Origin of the sequence: Paraburkholderia yinzeri, from assembly GCF_046581065.1 — a bacterium.
GTDB lineage: Bacteria > Pseudomonadota > Gammaproteobacteria > Burkholderiales > Burkholderiaceae > Paraburkholderia.
On the sequence record NZ_JBFOCJ010000003.1, the window covers coordinates 792,821 to 811,215 of the forward strand.

The following is an 18,395-nucleotide window of genomic DNA, read 5'->3' on the forward strand; positions in this document are numbered from 1 at the left end:
GTCAGGGTCACGCACCATAGACTGGTTTCGAGACCGGACCACAGCCGGGCGCCATGACCCGGATAGAAATAATGGGGGATTGCAATGCGAGTGACCAACTGGATCGTTGTACTGGACTGCGCCTACATGGAGTATTCGAGCTGGCGCGGCAAAAATGTCTACCGGCGCACCGTCGCCTATGACCGCGTCGTCTGGTGCTGAGCGGCTTGCAAGGCGTTCCGGATCGGGCGGGCATCGCACCCCCGTGCCTTGCTCGGGGGTGCGATGAACACACGCGTGTCAGCACGCGCGAAAGACACAAACGGCATTTGCAGGCCTCAGATCGAACCCGCTTTCGGCGCCGCTCCCGCATGGGGCGAGACGATGCCGGTGCGCACGCAGTCACGCTCGTATTTGGCGTGCAAGCGGGCCTCCGCTCCCTGGATGTCCTGAGGATACGTCACGTCATTCGGCTCCGGCACATAGCCGACGGATTCCAGTTCGCGCAATTCGCGTTCCAGCCGGCGATGGTTCACGTCGCCCGACTGGACGAACGGATACGACGTGCACTCGTGCCGAGTCAAAGGCGCCGCATTCGCCGCGACGGACCACGCTGAACTCAGGCCCACAAGGGCCGCAATCACACCAGGTACGATAGCAAGCTTCATCGCAATCTCCCGTTTGTTCAAGTTGGTCGCACGCATCGCCCGAGAGCGCGACGTGCATGTCAACCATGGTAGGCCGCGGGGATTCAGCAGCAACATCGCTACCGTGAAGTTTATTTAACGATCCTTATCGGTTCGCGCGCTGCCTGTGCCTTCATTGGCGCCCGTTACGATGAGGACTTTTCCTGGCAAGCGTCTCACTCGCCTCTCATGGGTTAAAGAAGGGAACGCTTCAATTTAAAGCGCAAGTTGTCATTCAGTGGATCGCGGGGCCGATGCCGATACGTGAACAATGATGCGGCGCGATTTCGGCGGCCGGCCGCGAGGCAGGCGCTCGACTCTCCGGTTGGCCCTATGGCCCACGCGATCCAGGTAGTCGCGGCTGCCCAGCACCCAACCCTTACGGGTAGCCTCCATCAGTTCCTCCGTTGTCTGCGCGCTGAGCGGCGCTTCAGATCGCCGCCGCCAGGCGTGTTGACGCTCGAAGGAGGTATTGCCCAGCACCCGGTAAAGCACGTGGTCAACCATCAGCCGGTCGGTACACAGACCGACGTGATGAGCGTAACTGGACCACCGGTAGTCTCCGGGTTGGCCTACAAGCCCCTCCAGAACCGGAGCGAATTCCACATCGCGGCAGGCGTCGATCAGGTACCGTTCCGGTTCGATCACCGTGGCGCGATAGCGCCCTTCCCAGAGGGTGCCGTGGCGCTGGCAACGCCGGTTGAAACCGGCGACATAGCCGCGGTTAACGTCCTGTAATGTGAGTGGCAGACTGCCGGTGTCCGACGGTGTAACGACCAGCCGGACAGCCCGGGGGAGTAACACCCACGCATGAATCGCCAACCGACGTCGATCTGCCGCGCGCGCCAGCAGATCGAGATAGAGTTGCCGGTCGTCGTCGTCGCAGAAGGCGGTCTGTCCAGCGATCGTCTGCAGGAGGACATGTTGGGGCTCACCGGGAATGTAGAGGCGGGGCAGTCGGGCCATGAATTTTCGCCGGGAATGTTCTTGTAGTAGGGGAAGCGCGGCGATCTTCCGATCACCCTGCCAACGATGACACGAGTTTTCGTTTTGAGGGTGAGCAATGTCAAGGATTAATCTTTGTTATGCGAATTAAATTATTTCAGATACCAAATCATTTCCGCTAGCGGCCAGATCTGTCAGGTATTTCTGACAGATCTGCGTGAATGGCGCGCGTGCGCTCTCGGCTACGCTACTGCAAACGATCACGGATGATTCGCGACGACTATGATGGAACATCATGGACACCGCAAACATCCTCTCCGTAGCGCGCCTGCTCGCCTGCATAACCGAGGGGGAACGGTGCACGCGGGCAGAAATCATGTGCCGGCTCAATGCGGGAACGGCAACCGTTCAGCATTTGCTAAACGTATGTGTCGCGCAGGGCCTGCTGCGGCGTACAGCCGAAGGACGGCATCACGTCTGGTGGAGGCCGGCCCCGCCTGATTGCCCCGTTATCGCAAGGCGATTTGCGGCGCTGCACGGTTACGACGAGCAATTGCAGCGCCTCGCAACGCTTTCCATGGCAGCACGCCCGCCACGGCCGCCGGGGCAGGTAATTCGTTATGGAGTCGGTCAGCCATGATTCTCGAAACGGATCGAGATGCGCACTACCGGCAGCGGGAAACCAAGGACGGATTGTCGAGAGGCGGACATTGACCATGGGAATGAACCGGATCGAGCGGCTGCTCGCAGAGATTCTCGTGGCGACATTTACCACGGCCACCGTGGTGGTCTGCTTCCGGTATCTTGACATCCCTTCCGGTCATCCGGCCGGCGATCTGCTGGCAGTCGGGATACCGGTGGCGATTGCCGGGACAGCGCTTCTGATCGGGCCGCTCTGCCAGCTCTGGCGCGAGCGTGGCCGGCACTACGTCTGGGCACACCGCGAGCCGCACGGCGCCCTCATGGGCGCCCGCGTAGCCGGGATTGCGTTCGGCGCCTGGGTTGGCGCGGTACTGCAGGCGAGCGTGACCTGAAAGCCACGCAGCATGGCCCAAATCAGGCCGACTTGGCAGGCCGCCCGGTCTTCACGGTTTCGACGGCAGCGACGGCGGCAAGCAAGCGCTTTTCGGAGGTCGAATCGAGCAGCATCAGACCTGCGCGCAGCAGTTCGCTCTTCTTCACCGTAATGCCGGCGTCGAGGCATTTTTTCTTGAGCGTCGCGATCTTTTCGTAGTCGGCCTTCGGCATCGTGAAGCTGTCGCGCACGACCTTTTCCTTCTTCACGCTCTCTTTCTTGACGCCCTCTTTCTTCGCGCTTTCCTTCTTGACGTCTTTCTTCACGTCTTCTTTCTTCGCGCGCCGGGCCTTGCCCTTCGCCGCCACCTCGGGTGCGGCGTCGGTTGTGGCTGCGGTCGCCGCGTCAGTTACGGCTTCAGTTGCCACCGCAGCAGTCTTCTTAACGGTTTGCACGGGCTTCTCCTTGGCGTTCGCGCCCTTCGTGGTCCTGGCGGCCTTGGTCGCCTTGGTTGTTTTAGTGGCCTTGACCGCCGACTTTTCGTCGCGAGCTTCGGCAGACGTCGGGAAATAGAAAGCTTTCTTGGTGGGCTTACGCAGAGTCGGTTCGTTCATGCTGTTCACTGAACTTGTAAAGCAAACAGTATATACCGTTTATCGCGTTTTTCCGTGACGATTGCGCTCGCCCCGCCCGCCCGGCGCCTGCTCCGTCGCCAGAGCCGCTCACGCCACGCGGCCGGACTCGCTCTTCGCCATGTCGTAGGGATCGCGCAGGTTGCGCGCGTACTGCTTGGGCGCCATGCCCGACCAGCGCCGGAATGCGCGAATAAAGGCCTTTTCGGAGGCGTAGCCCACGCTTTCCGCAATTTCGATCAGGCGCCGCCGCGTATCGCGCAGCGCACCGCTCGCCAGATACATGCGGTACGAGGTTAGATGGCCGATCGGGGTATCGTCGACGAGCTCGACAAAACGCGCGGAAAAGCGCGAGCGCGACATGCCGGCTGCCGCCGCGAGCGTTTCGACGGTCCAGTCGCGTTCGGGATGCCGGTGCAAGAGCGCGATCGCCTTGCCGATCTGCGGATCCATGAGGCCGCGCAGCCAGCCCGTGTGGCTGGCCGCCGAGGCGAGATGCGCCCGCAGCAGCTGCACGAGCAGCACGTCGGCAAGCCGCGCCGCCGCGACGGCCCAGCCGGGCTGGCACGCCATCGATTCGCGAATGAACGCCATCAGCGTGCTCGCGAGCCAGGGGCCCACCGCCGGATCGTTCGCCCGCACGTGGATGAGCGGCGGCAGCACCCTGAAGAGCGGACTGCGCACGGCTTCGCGATAGACCACGATACCCGTGTACAGGTCGCTCGCCGCGCCTCCGCCGCCAGCGGTGAAGTGCAGCGGCGTGTCGTAGCTCGGGTGGATGCCCTGGTTCGCCATGAGGTCATCGAAGGGCACCGGTTCGACATCGGGCGCCGACGCAAGCACATGCTCATGCCCGTGCGGCAGCAGCACGAAATCGCCCGCCTCCACGCGCACCGGCGCCATACCCTCCAGCACGATGTAGAACGGGCTGCCAAAGCCCGTGCGAAACACCACACCGTTCATGGCCGGCTTCAAGAACGCCCATGGCGCCGTGAGCGAGAAATGGCCTGTCACCACAGCATCGGCACGCAAGTCCGCGAGGGCATCGCTCAACAGGTCTATCGACATCTCTGACTCCCTTCCCAATGCCAGCAGCGCTGCTGGATACCCGCTATCGCGAGTGTCACGATATCCGATTGCCGTGGTGGGTGAAAGACCGCGCCGGGCCTCAAACGAGCGTCTGATCGAGCGGCATCGTGCGCAGGCGCGCGCCGGTCGCCTGATAAAGCGCCTCGGCCACGGCGGGGGCGACAGGCGGCAACGCCACCTCGCCGCAGCCCTGCGGATCGCGGTCGCTCCCGACGATCACGACCTCGATCTTCGGCATCTGCGAAAGCCCGAGCAGCGGATAGTCGGTGAAATTCTGCTGCTCCACCGCGCCGTCCTTGAACGTGATCTCGCTCCGGAACGTGTTGGTGAGCGCAAAGCCGATGCCGCCCTCCACCATCTCTTCAATCAGCATCGGGTTGATCGCGCGCCCGCAGTCGATGCCGCAGACCACGCGCTCGAGCTTCGCCTCGCCCGCCACCATGCGCAGCTCGGCGATGGTCGCGACGTAGGTGGTGAACCCGCCACCGCGCCCCGTGTAGAGGCAGTACGCGATGCCGCGATGCACGCCCGCGACGGGCTTGCCGGACCAGTTCGCCTTCGCCGCGGTCTGGTCGAGCACGCGCAGGGCGAGCGGATCGTCGCGCAGCATCGTGCGCCGGTACTGCAACGGATCGATGTTCGCCGCGCGCGCCAGTTCGTTGACGAAGCTCTCGAGGAAAAACACGCTGGAGGTGCTGCCCACGCTGCGCATGAAGCTGACGGGAATCGGCTGCGTGACATTGACCGAATCGACGAGCAGGTTCGGCACGCGGTAGCCGAGGTCGTAGAGGCCGTCGAGCATGGTCTCGTCCCAGCCGCCGGCCTTTTCGAAGTAGTCGCGCTTGATGGACCAGTAGAGCGACTGCCCCACCACGCGTAGGTGCATGGCTTCCGGATAACCGTCGGCGCCGAGCGCCGCGCGCATGCGGGCAGAAACACCGGGGCGATAGAAGCCGTGGCGAATGTCGTCCTCGCGCGAACGGATCACCTTGACGGGACGCCCCACGGCCTTCGAGGCCACCGCTGCATGGATCACGAAGTCGGGCACGTACTTGCGGCCGAAGCTGCCGCCGAGGAAGGTGGTGTTCACGATCACCTTGTCCGAGGGCACCTTGAAGAGGGCGGAGAGCGTCCAGCGCACCTTGTCCTGCCCCTGGACCGGCCCCCAGACCTCGATATCGTGCTCGCGCACGTGTACGGTCGCGTTGACCGGCTCCAGCGTCGCGTGAACGATGTACGGCGTGTGATAGTCGGCCTCGACCATCGCCGGCGCCCCCTCCAGGCGCGCGGGCGCATCGCCTATACGCGTGGCCACCACGGCCTGCTCCGCAATCAGCGCCGCCTTGCGCTGCGCGAGGATCGTGGCGCTGTCGAACGGGGTCACGCCGGCGGCGTCCCATTGGACGTCAAGCGCGTCGCAACCCTTCTTCGCCTGCCAGTACGAAGCGGCCACCACGATCACGGCGTCCTTTGCCTGCACCACCTCGACCACGCCGGGCATCGCACGCACCGCATCGCGATTGCGCACGGCCACGGGCTTGCCGTTCAGCGTGGGCGCCATCTTCAACGCGCCATGCAGCATGCCGGGCACATTCACGTCGATGCCGAACTGCGCGCGGCCGCTCACTTTCGCCGGCACGTCGAGCTTGTGCAGCGGCTGGCCGATCAGCGTGTGCGCCGATTCCGGCTTCAGGCGCGGCTGCGAATCGAGCGGCAGCTTCGCGACGTCGGCCAGCAGCTCGCCGTAGGCCACGGACCGGCCCGTCTGCCGATGAATCACGCGGCCGCTCTTCGTCGCGCATTGCGTCGGTCGCACGCCGAGCCGCTGCGCACCGGCCGTGAGAAACGCCTCGCGCGCCTGTGCGCCGGCTGTGCGTAGCCACGTATAGAACATCGTCACGGACATCGACGCCCCCACGAACTGCTGCGGCATCTCGTTCGCCGCCGAGATGCGATAGGCGTTGCGGCCCGTCACGAACTCCACGCTCACGAGACGCCAGTCGGCGTCCATTTCGTCCGCGAGCACCTGGGGCAGACCGGTGTACACGCCCTGCCCCACTTCGCACTGCGAAAGACCGATGATCGTGCGGCCGTCCGGGTCCACACGTACCCAGTCGTTGATTTCGTGGAAGCCCGAGCCTCGCGGCGTATCTGCGGCAGAGGCGCCGTCCGCGGCATGCGCGTGCGTGCTCCACGCGAGCGGCAGCACGAGACTGCCCGCCGCCACGAAGCCAGTCTTGAGGAAGTCGCGCCGGCTCCCGCGGGGCGCGGCCGCGGCCATTGCCCGCTCAGGAATTGGCTGCGACATGAACCGCCTCGCGAATACGGTGATAGGTCGCGCAGCGGCACAGATTCGTCACGCCCTGGTCGATCTGTGCGTCGGTGGGATGCGGATGCTGCCTGAGCAACGCGGCCACGGCCATCACCATGCCCGACTGGCAATAGCCGCATTGCGGCACGTCCTTGCGGATCCAGGCCTGCTGGACGGGATGCGTGACGTCGGGCGAGAGCCCTTCGATCGTCGTGATGGCGTGCCTCGCGACGGCGGAAACCGGCAGCACGCACGAACGCGTCGCCTCGCCTTCCAGGTGCACGGTACACGCGCCGCACGCGCCAATGCCGCAACCGTATTTGGTGCCGGTGAGGCCGGCCGCGTCGCGAATCACCCACAGAAGGGGCGTGTCGGGATCGCCTTCGAACGTGAAGGGCGCGCCGTTCAGTGTGAATTGCATACCTGGTCTCCGCAAAATGTTGGCGCCCGAGGTGGTCTTGCACGACGAACGCAATAGACGAAATTCTTCGCGCGGACGATCCGGGCTGCAATGACATCGCCGCCCGATTCGGTTGCCGATCGTCCAGCAAACCGGCGAAAAGAAGGCGGCTAGCGCCGCACAAAGCTTTCGTTTTGCATACGTTTTTGACGGGGCCAACATTAAATGAAAGTCTTGCAATTCCAGGATCCGTCTTGCCCAAACAAGCTATTTCTCAAATCAGGGATCGATTAAGCTCTGCGCTGTTCGGTGATCGCTTAACACTTGCGGAACACGATTGCGAATGGTTCCGTATGTGATGCTGCGATGGCCCTATCGCTATCTCTGTTGCCTGTTTCTCGATGACCAAAAATCAGGATAACGAAGTAAAATATGTCGAGGATCCGGGGCTCGCCGCGCTCGTGACCATCGCCCGCTTCCACAACATTGCCGCCGACGCGGCCCAGCTCAAACACGCGGCCGCAGTGGGCACCGGCCGCTTCACCGGCAAGGATCTGGTGCTCTCGGCCCGCAGCCTGGGCCTGAAGGCGCGCATCGTCGCGTTGCGGCCCGCGACGCTCGGCAGCACACCGTTACCGGCCCTGGTGCTCGACCGCGACGGCCGTCATTTCATCCTCGCGAAGACCGACGGCAAGACCGGGCTGATCCTGGAGCCGGGCGCGCCGGCACCCACGATCAAACCGCTCGAAGAGATTGCCGCGCGCAGTACCGGCCAGATGCTGCTGTTCGCGTCACGGGCGTCGCTCGCGGGCGAACTCGCCCGCTTCGACTTCTCCTGGTTCATCCCCGCCATCGTCCGCTACCGCAAACTGTTGCTGGAAGTGCTGGGCGTGTCATTGGTGCTGCAGCTCTTCGGCCTCGTCTCGCCGCTCATGTTTCAGGTCGTGATGGACAAGGTGCTCGTGAACCGCACCTACAGCACGCTGAACGTCGTGTGCATGACGCTGCTGGTGGCTTCCGTGTTCGAGGTGCTGCTCACGGGCCTGCGCAACTACGTGTTCGCCCATACCACGAACCGTATCGACGTTGAACTCGGTGCCAGGCTGTTCCGGCATCTGGTGGCCCTGCCGCTCGCCTACTTTGGCGCGCGCCGCGTGGGCGATACGGTCGCCCGGGTGCGCGAGCTGGAAAACATCCGCAACTTCCTCACCGGACAGGCGCTCACGGCCGTCATCGACCTGGCGTTCTCGTTCGTCTTCATCGGCGTGATGTGCGTTTACAGCGTGTGGCTCACGCTGCTCGTCGTCGCCTCGCTGCCCGTGTATGGGCTCGTTTCCGCGCTGCTCGTGCCCGCGTTCCGTTCGCGGCTGAACGAGAAGTTCGCGCGCGGGGCCGACAACCAGTCGTTCCTCGTGGAGTCGGTCTCGGGCGTCGAGACGGTGAAGGCCATGGCCGTCGAGCCGCAGTTCATCCGGCGCTGGGAGTCGCAGCTTGCCGCCTATGTGAGCGCGGGATTCCGCGTGAACCAGCTCGGCAACGTCGGCCAGCAGCTGATCCAGCTCGTCGGCAAGCTCGTGACGCTCGGCACGCTCTTCATCGGCGCGCGGCTCGTGATCGACGGGCGGCTTTCCGTGGGTGAACTCGTCGCCTTCAACATGATGTCCCAGCGCGTGAGCGCGCCGGTGCTGCGTCTCGCACAACTCTGGCAGGACTTCCAGCAGATCGGCATCTCCATGCTGCGCCTGGGCGACATCCTGAACACGCGCACCGAGATTCCGCAGACGCGCCAGGCCCTGCCACCCATTCGCGGTGACGTCTCGTTCGACAACATCCGCTTCCGCTATCGTCCGGATGCGGCGCCCGTGATCGACGGCGTCTCGTTCGATATCCGGGCGGGCCAGGTGATCGGCATCGTGGGCCGCTCCGGGTCGGGCAAGAGCACGCTCACCAAGCTGCTGCAGCGGCTTTATGTGCCCGAACAGGGCATGGTGCGCATCGACGGCCAGGATCTCGCGCTGGCCGATCCCGCGTGGCTGCGCCGGCAGGTGGGTGTCGTGCTGCAGGAGAACCTGCTCTTCAACCGCTCCGTGCGCGAGAACATTGCGCTTTCCGATCCGGGCGTGCCGCTCGAAGCCGTGATTCACGCCGCGAAGCTCGCGGGTGCCCATGACTTCATCTGCGCCTTGCCCGAAGGCTACGACACCGTGGTGGGCGAACACGGCAGCAACCTCTCGGGCGGCCAGCGCCAGCGCCTCGCCATTGCGCGGGCGCTGCTCACGAGTCCGCGCATCCTCATCTTCGACGAGGCCACCAGCGCGCTCGACTTCGAGACCGAACGCATCATCCGCGACAACATGAAAGCGATCTGCGCGGGGCGCACGGTCATCATCATCGCGCACCGCCTCTCCGCCGTGCGCCACGCGGACCGCATCATCGCCATGGACCACGGCCGGATCGTCGAGCAGGGCGATCACGACGCGCTGTTGCGTCACGGCGGCTACTACGCCCACCTCGTCTCCCTGCAGGACGCCTGAGCATGAAACCGATGAAACTTCGGGCGTTCGCCGATCTCGTGAGGCGCTACGCCGCGGTGTGGCGCGCCGTGTGGGATGTACGCAGGGAACTGGAAAGGTCCGCGCGCGATGCCGACCAGCTCGCCTTCCTGCCCGCCGAACTCGAACTGGTCGAGACGCCCGTGCATCCCGCGCCGCGCTGGACGATGCGCGCGCTGGCGGCGCTCACCGTAAGCGTGCTGCTGATCGGGGTGTTCGGGCGGCTGGACATTGTAGTGACGGCCAGCGGCGAGTTCATTCCGGACGCGCGGGTCAAGACGATCCAGCCGGCGATCACCGGCGTGGTGCGAGAGATCGGTGTGCGCGACGGCGAACGGGTCGCAGCCGGCCAGTTGCTCATGAAACTGGACACGACGCAGGCCGCCGCCGATGCCGACAAGGCTCACGCCTCGCGGCTCGATGCCGCCCTGGCTGCGGCACGCGCGAACGCCCTGCTCGCGGCCCAGCGCGACGGCAAGCCGCCCGTGGTGGCGAACGTCGACGATGCGCCCGAGGCCCGCATGCAGGATGCGCAGCGCCAGGCCGAAGGCGCGTGGCTCGAATACCGCGACCAGTACGAGAGCGAACAGGCGGAACTGGCAAAACGCCAGGCGGAGCTCGACAGCACGCGCGCGGAGATCGCCAAGCTCGTGGCAACCGCCCCGCTCGCGCGCCAGCAGGCCGATGCGTACCGGGCGCTCGTCGCGGACAAATACGTCGCGCGCAACGACTATCTCGACAAGGAGCAAAGCGCCCTGGACAAGGAAAACGAGCTCACAGCACAACGCAGCCATGCGAACGAACTGGCGGCGGGGATTGCGGAGCAGCGCGCACAGGTCGAGGCGACCGCCTCGAAGTTCCGGCACGACCAGCTCGACGATCTGGAGAAGGCTACGCAGCAGCTCACGCAAAGCCGTGACGACGAAACCAAGGCGCAGACACGCCAGTCGCTCATGAGCCTCACCGCGCCGGTGGCGGGCACCGTGCAGCAACTTTCGGTGCATACGCTGGGCGGCGTGGTGACCACGGCGCAATCGCTCATGGAGATCGTGCCGGACGACGCACTGGAGGTGGAAGCGAAGCTTCAGAACAAGGACGTGGGATTCGTGCAGGTGGGCCAGCGCGCGGCAGTGAAAGTCGAGGCGTTTCCGTACACGCGCTACGGCTATCTGAACGGCACCATCACCGAAGTTTCGAACGACGCGGTGCAGGACAAAAAGCTCGGGCTGACGTTTCCGGTGCGTATCCGGCTGGAAACGAACCGCATCCGCGTGGACAACCGCTGGATCACGCTCACGCCCGGCATGGCGGTGACGGCGGACATCCGCACGGGCAAGCGCAGCGTGGTCGGGTACTTTCTCGATCCGCTGCTGCAGACCGCCCAGGAGGGGATGCGTGAGCGCTAGGAGAAGAACAGCACGGCTCGCGCTGCTGGCCGGCCTGGCCGTCTTGAGCGGTATCGCGCACGCCTTCGACGTGCTGCGCGCGGAACAGAACATCTCCGCGACCGCGGCGGGCGCCATGGACCCGGCATGCGGGTTCGACACGGCGCCGGGCCGTCCGCTGCGACTCTCGGAGGCAGTCGAACGCACGCTGTGCAACAACCCGAAGACGCGGGAAGCCTGGGCGGCCGTGAAAGCCCAGGCGGCCGGCGTCGGAGCGGCGCGCGCGGCCTACCTGCCGCAGATATCGGCCAACCTTCAGGGGATGCGCGACCACTCGGTGATCGATGTCGACAACCACCCGCTGCTGGGCTCGGATATCGAATCGACCGTGCATGCGGAGAGCGTAAGCCTGAACTGGCTGCTGTACGACTTCGGAGGGCGCGAGGCGGCGTTGCGCAACGCGAACGCACTGCTCGACGCGGCGCGGGCGACACAGGACGCCACCCTGCAGAATTTTTTTGCGACAGCTGCCAAGGACTACTACGCGGCTCAGGCGGCAATCGGCGAGCTTGTGGCGGCCAGCGACGTCGAGGACATGACACGCCAGAGCATGATTGCCGCCCAGGCGCGGACCGACAAGGGCGTGGCCCCCATCACCGACGCCCTGCAGGCACAGACGCAGCACGAGCAGGCGGTATTCAGCCTGACGAAGGCGCAAAGCGACGCACAGACGGCGCTGGGCACGCTCGCCGCCGACATGGGCCTCATGCCCGATATTCCGCTGGACGTGCCGCCGGTGACCGAAAACGCGGACACGGGCAAGACCTTCAGCGAACCGGTCACGCAGATGATCCGCGACGTGCAGGACACGCATCCGACGGTGCGGGCCGCGCAGGCGCAGTACGAAGCGGCGCTGGCGAAAGTCTCGCAGACGCGCGCGCAGGGCCTGCCCTCCCTCAGCCTCGTGGCGAAGTACAGCCGCAACAACCAGCCGCAGAGCCTGGGGCTCGGGATGCCGACGTATCCGGCGACGGGTCACGACGCCTATATCGGCGTGCAGTTGAGCATTCCGCTCTTCGAGGGATTCGGTCGGCACTACCAGGTTGATCAGGCGAGAGCCCAGGCCGAGCGGCAGCAGGACGCGGTGGACGACGCGAAGCGGCAGGTCGCGCTGGATGTGTGGAGCAGTTACCAGACGCTCACGGGCGCGACGAAAAACGCGGAGAACAGCGCAAACCTGCTGGCGATTGCGCAGCGTTCGTGGGATGCGGCGAAGCATCGCTATGACGCGGGCGTGGGGAACATCCTCGAATTGATGAACACGCAGGCGGCGCTGGCCAATGCAAGGCAGCGGCGCGTTCAGGCGCTGGCGGACTGGGATAACGCGCGGGTGAACCTGGCAGCGAAATTGGGGACGCTGGGGCGGGAGGATTTGTAGCGACGCGATAGTTCCAGCGCCCGACTCACAACAGAAACAGTTTAGAAATTGCAGTTGCGGAAGCTGCGCTGCCATGGCGCAGCTTCCATCAGTCCGATCCGGAAATCCGGATCGATTAATCATGCTCAACTCAAATGGGAGTATTTATGAGCATTTCGTTCTATGAAGTTACGCAACCCAATACCACATACACCACGGACGATGCGATGTTTGACGACGCTGCGACTAGCGGCTTTCTGGAGATATTCGGGTCGTCGAATACGGTGTTGCTTGAAAGCAGCGGCAGCTATGTGAATATCGAGGGAACAGGCAATGCGCTCAACGGGTCGAGCATCAACGGTGCTAGCGCCGTGATGTACGGTGCGAACAACTCCGTATCTCTCGGCGCTAACAGCCACGTTACTGACAACGCCGCTAGCGACACTATCACTGTTGGCGCAAACAGCTGGGTCTATGCCGCTGGCTCGAATTCCACCATTAATGCTACACAAGGGGGTACCCAGATTACCGCTTTCGATGCAAATACGGTAAGCGGCAACAATGACGTAATCGATCTTTGCGCTACGACGCATGTGATGACCATCAATGGGAACGGTAACTCGATCAGTGCCAGCACTGACGTACAGTCCAGCTACTCGGTACAACTCAGTGTGAATGGTTCAAACAACTCGATCAACATCGGCCAAAGCGTCGATCAAAATAACTGCCCAATCGAGTCAGTTTCCGTCGCGACAAGTTCCGGTTCATTTATCGAGAACGGAAACACAATTGTGCTTCTCGGCGGCGCCAGCCTGAATTCCAACATACTGTCCTACAGCAGCGCATATATAAATCTCGGCAACGGGAATATTCTTGGCGTCGGCAACCTTCAAGCGGGAACGTCGGTTGAATCTATCGACGCATCGGGTAACGCTACCTGGTCGGTATTGCAAAACCCCGGGCTGCAAAGCGCAGGCGTTGGTGCATCAGCCAATCCGCAGGCACAACAGCTCGTCCAGTCGATGGCCTCCTACGCCGCTGCTCCCGCTGGTGTTTCGTCGACGCTCACGACGCAAGATTCGGCGGCTTCGGCACCTCTGCTTGCCGCTTCGCATCATTAGGCAACCGCAATTAGGCAACCGTAGCAAGGCCAACCACGCCCTAGTAGTTGGCCCATATCACCTCGACCTGCATGTCCATGTGGGTCGAGCGATCGGACCTCGCCGCCGCTGGACCTGAATCCAGCAACGCCGTCGGGAATCGAGTCGATAAAAACGCATGTTCAATTAAATCGAGGAAATCTCATGAGTAACATCATTGAAGTTACGTCCGATGCTTCGTACACGACGGACAATGCCACGTTTGATATACAAAGCGGCGCATGACTCTACCTGAACGGCTCTTCCGACATGGTTATTGTCGAGAACGGCGCTCAGGGATGCGAGGTCACGGGAACAGGGGACACCATTATTGATACAGGCGCAAGCGGTTCTTCACTTCTTGTTTCTGGTAGTGGAAACACGGTATTTGCCGGGACTGGCGTCCAGCTTAGCGATTATGCCGACGGCGATACGATTACCGTTGGTGCAAATAATAGCGACGTGTGGCTGACCGGTGCGAATGATATCGTGTACGCAACCCGGGGCGACGATTCGATTTTCCTGCAAGGCAGCACCGGTACCCGCGTCAACGCGGACAACGATCTCATCGATATCGTCGGATTCTCCGGTGTGGGAACGACAACGGCAACGGTCTCGGGTAACAATAACGAAATTATTGAAGACCACGTTATGAACGCCCAATCAGGCCCCGTGTCGCTCGCGCTGCAAGGGTCCGGAAACTCCGTCGAATACATGAACAATGGGGTCTTCAACGTCGGCACCGACCAGGACGCCTCGAAAACAGACTTGTTGAGCCTGCAAGGAGATTCCAATGTCATCGTCCTGAATAACAACACATCGCTCGACGTCAGTGGCAACGAAAACTCGGTTAACGCCAGTAGTGATACGCAAGGGGAACTGTGGGGAGAATCCAATTATTGGAACAGCAGCATTGGCAACACTGTTTATGATCACGGTGACAGCTCCTACATAGCCGTAGCTGAGGGAAGTACCGTATACGCATACGGCACAAACGGCACCATCGTTGCGGATTCGAGTGCAGACTACATTAGCCTCGACGGCGCCGGCTATACCATCAACGCCGTCAACGACACGATTGACGCAACCTCCGGTAACTCGTTCGCCCTGACTGGCTCGGGCAATTCGATCAACATGAACTACGATTTGTCCGCGCGGTATGGCCAGGCAGTGCAGATCGGATCTGCCTCGCTAACGGTCGAATCCGGAGAGATCGTGCTGAACAGCAGCATGGCTGGAGCGGGCGCGGAACAGTTCGTCAACGGGGTGTTGACCCTGCAGCTTGGCAACGGAAACATCGCCACGATCAGCGACGTTACGTCGGGCACGGTCTTCAACTTCAACGGATCGAGCGCCACACTGCAGAATTCGGGTGTGGGCAGCAGCCTGGGCGCCTCGGTTTCCGACACGCAGACCGCGCAACTGGTTGCCGCCATGGCCACCTACTCAAGCGGAGCCGCCAGCGTCTCGTCGCCGACGATGACGCAAACGGCAACTCAGCCGTCCCTGTTCGCGTCGGCGCATCAGTAAGCGAAGGCGAGCGTACCGTCTGACGGTACGCGTTTCCCACCGTCAACGATCAGCAGAGGAAGATTGAGTCTCGTCTTCTTCGCCCGATCCGCCAAGCCGGCCTGTCATTACAGCAAGAGGACAGGCCGGAGCTTCCGCGGAAGGCTATCTGGCTCGGCACCGCGCTTATCGCCATCCAACCCCTCGTTTTCCCTGGAATGCCTGCCATAGCCAGGATCGGGGCTAAATAACGCCCGCTTTCTGCCGTTATATATTCCATGATTGGATCTTTGTTCCATCAAAGAAACGTAAGCGAGACCTGGCAACCCGCCCCCTCCCACAATGAAAAACCTCACGCTCAACGCGCGCATCGCCGCCACGATCGCGTTCCTCGCCCTGCTGCTGATCGCGACCGGCGTGATCGGCATCGTCGGCATGGCCGAAAGCGACCGAGCCCAGCACGAGGCCTATGAGACTCACTACGCGTCGGTGGTCGCCCTCGGCAAGTCGGGCACGGCCATGTCGCGCGCCCGCTTCGGACTGGACTGGGCAATCGCCAATCCGCAGTCGCCACAGCTAGGCATGCAGTTGGACCGGGCCAACGGCCTGCTCGCGGAATCCGACCGTCACTGGGCCGATTTCCGCGCGCTGCCGAAGACGCTGGAGCTCGCCGCCCTCACCGACGACCTGGACGCGAAGCGCAACGCCGTGCGCCACGACGGCGTCGACCGCCTGATCGCAGCGATCCGCAGCGGCAACACGGGGTGGATGGACGAGAGCCGCGCGCAGCATCTGATCGCGCTCTACACGGCAATGAACGCGAGCCAGAGCGCGCTGGAGCGCTATCTGGACGAACAAGCGACGCAAACGGAAGCCCATTCCACGAGCCTCTTTCACGCCATGCTCGCCACCTGCACGGCGAGCATCGTGCTCGCGCTGGGCGTGGCGTTCCTGAGCTGGCGCGCCCTGCGCCGCGCGATCATGACGCCGCTCACGAGCGCGCTGCACCAGTTCGACGCCATCGCCGCGGGTGACCTCAGCACCCGCGTGACCGTGCGCGCGAACGACGAGATGGGCACGCTGCTGCACGCGCTCGGCGCGATGCAGGAGCGCCTGCTGGGCACGGTGGCCTCGGTGCGCACCGGCTCCCAGGCCATCGCCTCTGCCACGCAGGAGATCGCAGCGGGCAATCAGGATCTCTCGCAGCGCACCGAGGAGCAGGCTGCCTCACTGGGCGAAACCGCTTCGGCCATGGAACAGCTCACGGCCACGGTCCAACTGAACGCGGTCAACGCCGAGCAGGCGAGCGGTCTTGCGCGCGACGCATCGAATCTCGCGGCGAATGGCCGCAACGCCATGAGCGGCGTGATCGAGACCATGCGCGCGATCCATACGGGCTCCGCACAGATGACGGGCATCATCGGCACGATCGAGAGCATCGCCTTCCAAACCAACATCCTCGCGCTCAATGCGGCCGTCGAAGCGGCGCGCGCCGGCGACGAAGGCCGCGGCTTCGCCGTCGTGGCGGGCGAAGTGCGCAGCCTCGCGCAACGCTCGGCAACGGCGGCGCGCGAAATCGGCGCGCTGATCGCCGAATCCACGTCGCGTGTCGAGCGCGGCGCGAGTCTGGTCGAGAGCGCAGGCGGGACGATGCAACAGGTGGAGACGGCGGTAACGCGCGTGACGAGCATCGTGGGCGAGATCGCACAGGCGTCGCGCGAACAAAGCGAAGGCATCCAGCAGGTTGGTCTCGCGATCACGCAGATGGACGAGGTGACGCAGCAGAACGCCGCGCTCGTGGAACAATGCGCGGCAGCGGCGGCCTCCCTTGCCGATCAGGCCCACACGCTGCGCGAATTGACGGGGGGCTTCAAGGTCGCCTGAGCACACGGCCGGCGTACACCACCAGCGGTGCGCGCTGGCAAAACGTCATAAAATTGCCGAATGCAAACCTACGTCGCTTTCCTGCGCGCCGTGAATGTGGGCGGCACCGGCAAACTCCCCATGGCGGAACTCCGCGCGATGGCGGAAGCCATCGGCTTTGCGAACGTACGCACTTATATCGCAAGCGGCAACCTCGTCTTTGCCAGTGCGCTTTCCGAAGCGAAGGCCAAGTCCGCGCTCGAACGCCGCCTCGACGGGTACGCCGGCAAACCGGTCGGCGTGCTCGTTCGCACGGGCGGCGAACTGGCCGCGGTGCTGCGCGCCAATCCGTTCACCACGGCGGCACTCAACCGAACAGTTGCGATCTTTCTCGACGCGCCGCCGCCCGCCGACACGCTGGCGCACATAAGCGGCCTCGGCACCGAAGCAATCGCGCTCGGCAAACGCGAGATCTACGTCCATTACCCGGACGGCATGGCACGCTCGAAGCTCCGGATTCCGGCAGCAAAGGCGGGCACAGCACGCAACATGAATACCATCGCCACGCTAGCCGAATGGGCAGCGCAATGAGGCGAAGATAACCCGCCGCGCGTCAACCCCTCAAAACTTGTGCTGGAGCGAAACGGCGGCTCCCGTATCGTGGCCGTGCGTGACGGAAAGGTGCGCACTGGCGGAAACGCGCCAGTCGTTGACCATCATCGCAAGCCGGCGCGTGGTATGTGCGGCTGAGCCCGTGCCTTCATCCGACAACTGAAGCAGGCTCAGCAGCGAAGCCGACGAGGCCACCGTGCCGAACCCACTCTCCACGGATGTTGCTTGCGGTTGCTGTTGCAGATGCGAGGAACCGGAAGACGACGGCACGGCAGCACGCCCAAACGTTTCGGGCGAAGCGGCATAAAAGTCGGAAGGACTGAGCCCGGCCGTGGCCTCCTGGTAAGACGAATATTGCAAAGCGTAGCGGAAGACGTACTGGCCCGGCTCCGGTATGGGCGAAACGACCTCCATGGGCAGCGGCGCAATCGAGGCAAGCAGCACGCCAGCGGACGCGCCGTCGGCAACGCCCTCCGCAAGGGCGTTGCCGCTCAGGGCGAGACAGATCACGCTGGTAGCCCAGCGTGGTTCGCGATGGCCTTTCGTGAGCATGATTTTCATCCTGCAAGGATTCAAAACATCACACTTCACAGGATACGGATCAGCGCGCCGGGTCTCGCTTCGGCCCGTGAAACGGCTAACCCGCCCGCCAGCCTGAAGTCATGGAGGCAGGCAAACACCGCAGCAATATTAAGGGATCCTTTTCTTTATAGTCGAAACCGGCAAAGGCACCAAGTCGTCTCGCACCGGAGCCGTTCGTTTTGCATGGCAGACGAATTCATTCGCGCACCAGGCGGTGCGCAGGTAAACGTTTGATTGCCTCAGCAATGAGTTGGCGACGCGAGGCCCGACGCCTCGCCA

The 18,395-nt window shown here is 63.4% G+C and carries 15 protein-coding genes; 8 read left to right on the top strand and 7 right to left on the bottom strand.

Annotation, left to right across the window (positions count from 1 at the left end):
- Window positions 1–317: 317 nt before the first annotated feature.
- Together WJ542_RS30415 and WJ542_RS30420 are read right to left on the bottom strand one after the other, a co-directional pair.
- On the bottom strand, window positions 318–683 hold the full coding sequence (locus tag WJ542_RS30415; protein ID WP_411193244.1) for a hypothetical protein: 366 nt from the start codon (window positions 681–683) through the stop codon (window positions 318–320).
- 213 nt (window positions 684–896) lie between these two features.
- A complete protein-coding gene (locus WJ542_RS30420; protein ID WP_411193245.1) occupies window positions 897–1,631 on the bottom strand; it encodes a transposase in 735 nt (244 codons plus the stop codon).
- A gap of 695 nt (window positions 1,632–2,326) precedes the next feature.
- Between WJ542_RS30420 and WJ542_RS30425 the strand changes: the two genes are divergently transcribed.
- Window positions 2,327–2,644, top strand: a complete 318-nt coding sequence (locus WJ542_RS30425; protein WP_411193246.1) for a hypothetical protein — start codon at window positions 2,327–2,329, stop codon at window positions 2,642–2,644.
- A 22-nt stretch (window positions 2,645–2,666) separates the two neighbouring features.
- On the opposite strand, the gene WJ542_RS30430 is transcribed toward WJ542_RS30425, so the two are convergent.
- From WJ542_RS30430 to WJ542_RS30445, 4 genes are all read right to left on the bottom strand, one after another.
- The gene (locus WJ542_RS30430) at window positions 2,667–3,239 is read right to left on the bottom strand and encodes a hypothetical protein (RefSeq protein ID WP_411193570.1); all 573 of its coding nucleotides are present in this window, start codon (window positions 3,237–3,239) and stop codon (window positions 2,667–2,669) included.
- A 108-nt stretch (window positions 3,240–3,347) separates the two neighbouring features.
- On the bottom strand, window positions 3,348–4,325 hold the full coding sequence (locus WJ542_RS30435) for an AraC family transcriptional regulator (RefSeq protein WP_411193247.1): 978 nt from the start codon (window positions 4,323–4,325) through the stop codon (window positions 3,348–3,350).
- 100 nt (window positions 4,326–4,425) lie between these two features.
- Window positions 4,426–6,654 (bottom strand): xanthine dehydrogenase family protein molybdopterin-binding subunit, encoded by a 2,229-nt coding sequence (locus WJ542_RS30440; RefSeq protein ID WP_411193248.1) that lies wholly within the window; start codon window positions 6,652–6,654, stop codon window positions 4,426–4,428.
- Window positions 6,635–7,078: a (2Fe-2S)-binding protein gene (locus tag WJ542_RS30445; protein WP_411193249.1), complete on the bottom strand. Its 444-nt coding sequence runs from the start codon at window positions 7,076–7,078 to the stop codon at window positions 6,635–6,637. Before WJ542_RS30445 ends, WJ542_RS30440 begins: the two co-directional genes overlap by 20 nt.
- Before the next feature lie 380 nt (window positions 7,079–7,458).
- Between WJ542_RS30445 and WJ542_RS30450 the strand changes: the two genes are divergently transcribed.
- The 7 genes from WJ542_RS30450 (at window position 7,459) to WJ542_RS30480 (ending at window position 17,513) form a co-directional block, all read left to right on the top strand.
- The gene (locus WJ542_RS30450) at window positions 7,459–9,591 is read left to right on the top strand and encodes a type I secretion system permease/ATPase (protein ID WP_411193250.1); all 2,133 of its coding nucleotides are present in this window, start codon (window positions 7,459–7,461) and stop codon (window positions 9,589–9,591) included.
- Window positions 9,592–9,593: 2 nt separating this feature from the next.
- Window positions 9,594–11,015, top strand: coding sequence for an HlyD family type I secretion periplasmic adaptor subunit (locus WJ542_RS30455; RefSeq protein WP_411193251.1), 1,422 nt, complete (start codon window positions 9,594–9,596; stop codon window positions 11,013–11,015).
- Window positions 11,005–12,432, top strand: a complete 1,428-nt coding sequence (locus WJ542_RS30460; protein WP_411193252.1) for a TolC family protein — start codon at window positions 11,005–11,007, stop codon at window positions 12,430–12,432. Before WJ542_RS30455 ends, WJ542_RS30460 begins: the two co-directional genes overlap by 11 nt.
- A gap of 146 nt (window positions 12,433–12,578) precedes the next feature.
- Entirely contained in the window at window positions 12,579–13,532 is a 954-nt protein-coding gene (locus WJ542_RS30465) for a hypothetical protein (RefSeq protein ID WP_411193253.1), read from the top strand.
- 288 nt (window positions 13,533–13,820) lie between these two features.
- Complete coding sequence (locus WJ542_RS30470; RefSeq protein WP_411193254.1) at window positions 13,821–15,080, top strand: hypothetical protein; 1,260 nt, start codon at window positions 13,821–13,823, stop codon at window positions 15,078–15,080.
- A 321-nt stretch (window positions 15,081–15,401) separates the two neighbouring features.
- Window positions 15,402–16,943 carry a methyl-accepting chemotaxis protein gene (locus WJ542_RS30475; RefSeq protein ID WP_411193255.1) on the top strand — a complete coding sequence of 514 codons (1,542 nt, stop codon included), beginning with the start codon at window positions 15,402–15,404 and terminating at the stop codon, window positions 16,941–16,943.
- Window positions 16,944–17,003: 60 nt separating this feature from the next.
- Window positions 17,004–17,513 carry a DUF1697 domain-containing protein gene (locus WJ542_RS30480; RefSeq protein ID WP_411193256.1) on the top strand — a complete coding sequence of 170 codons (510 nt, stop codon included), beginning with the start codon at window positions 17,004–17,006 and terminating at the stop codon, window positions 17,511–17,513.
- A gap of 30 nt (window positions 17,514–17,543) precedes the next feature.
- Here the strand turns inward: WJ542_RS30480 and WJ542_RS30485 are convergent, their stop codons facing one another.
- Window positions 17,544–18,086 carry a hypothetical protein gene (locus tag WJ542_RS30485; RefSeq protein ID WP_411193257.1) on the bottom strand — a complete coding sequence of 181 codons (543 nt, stop codon included), beginning with the start codon at window positions 18,084–18,086 and terminating at the stop codon, window positions 17,544–17,546.
- Window positions 18,087–18,395: the final 309 nt, after the last annotated feature.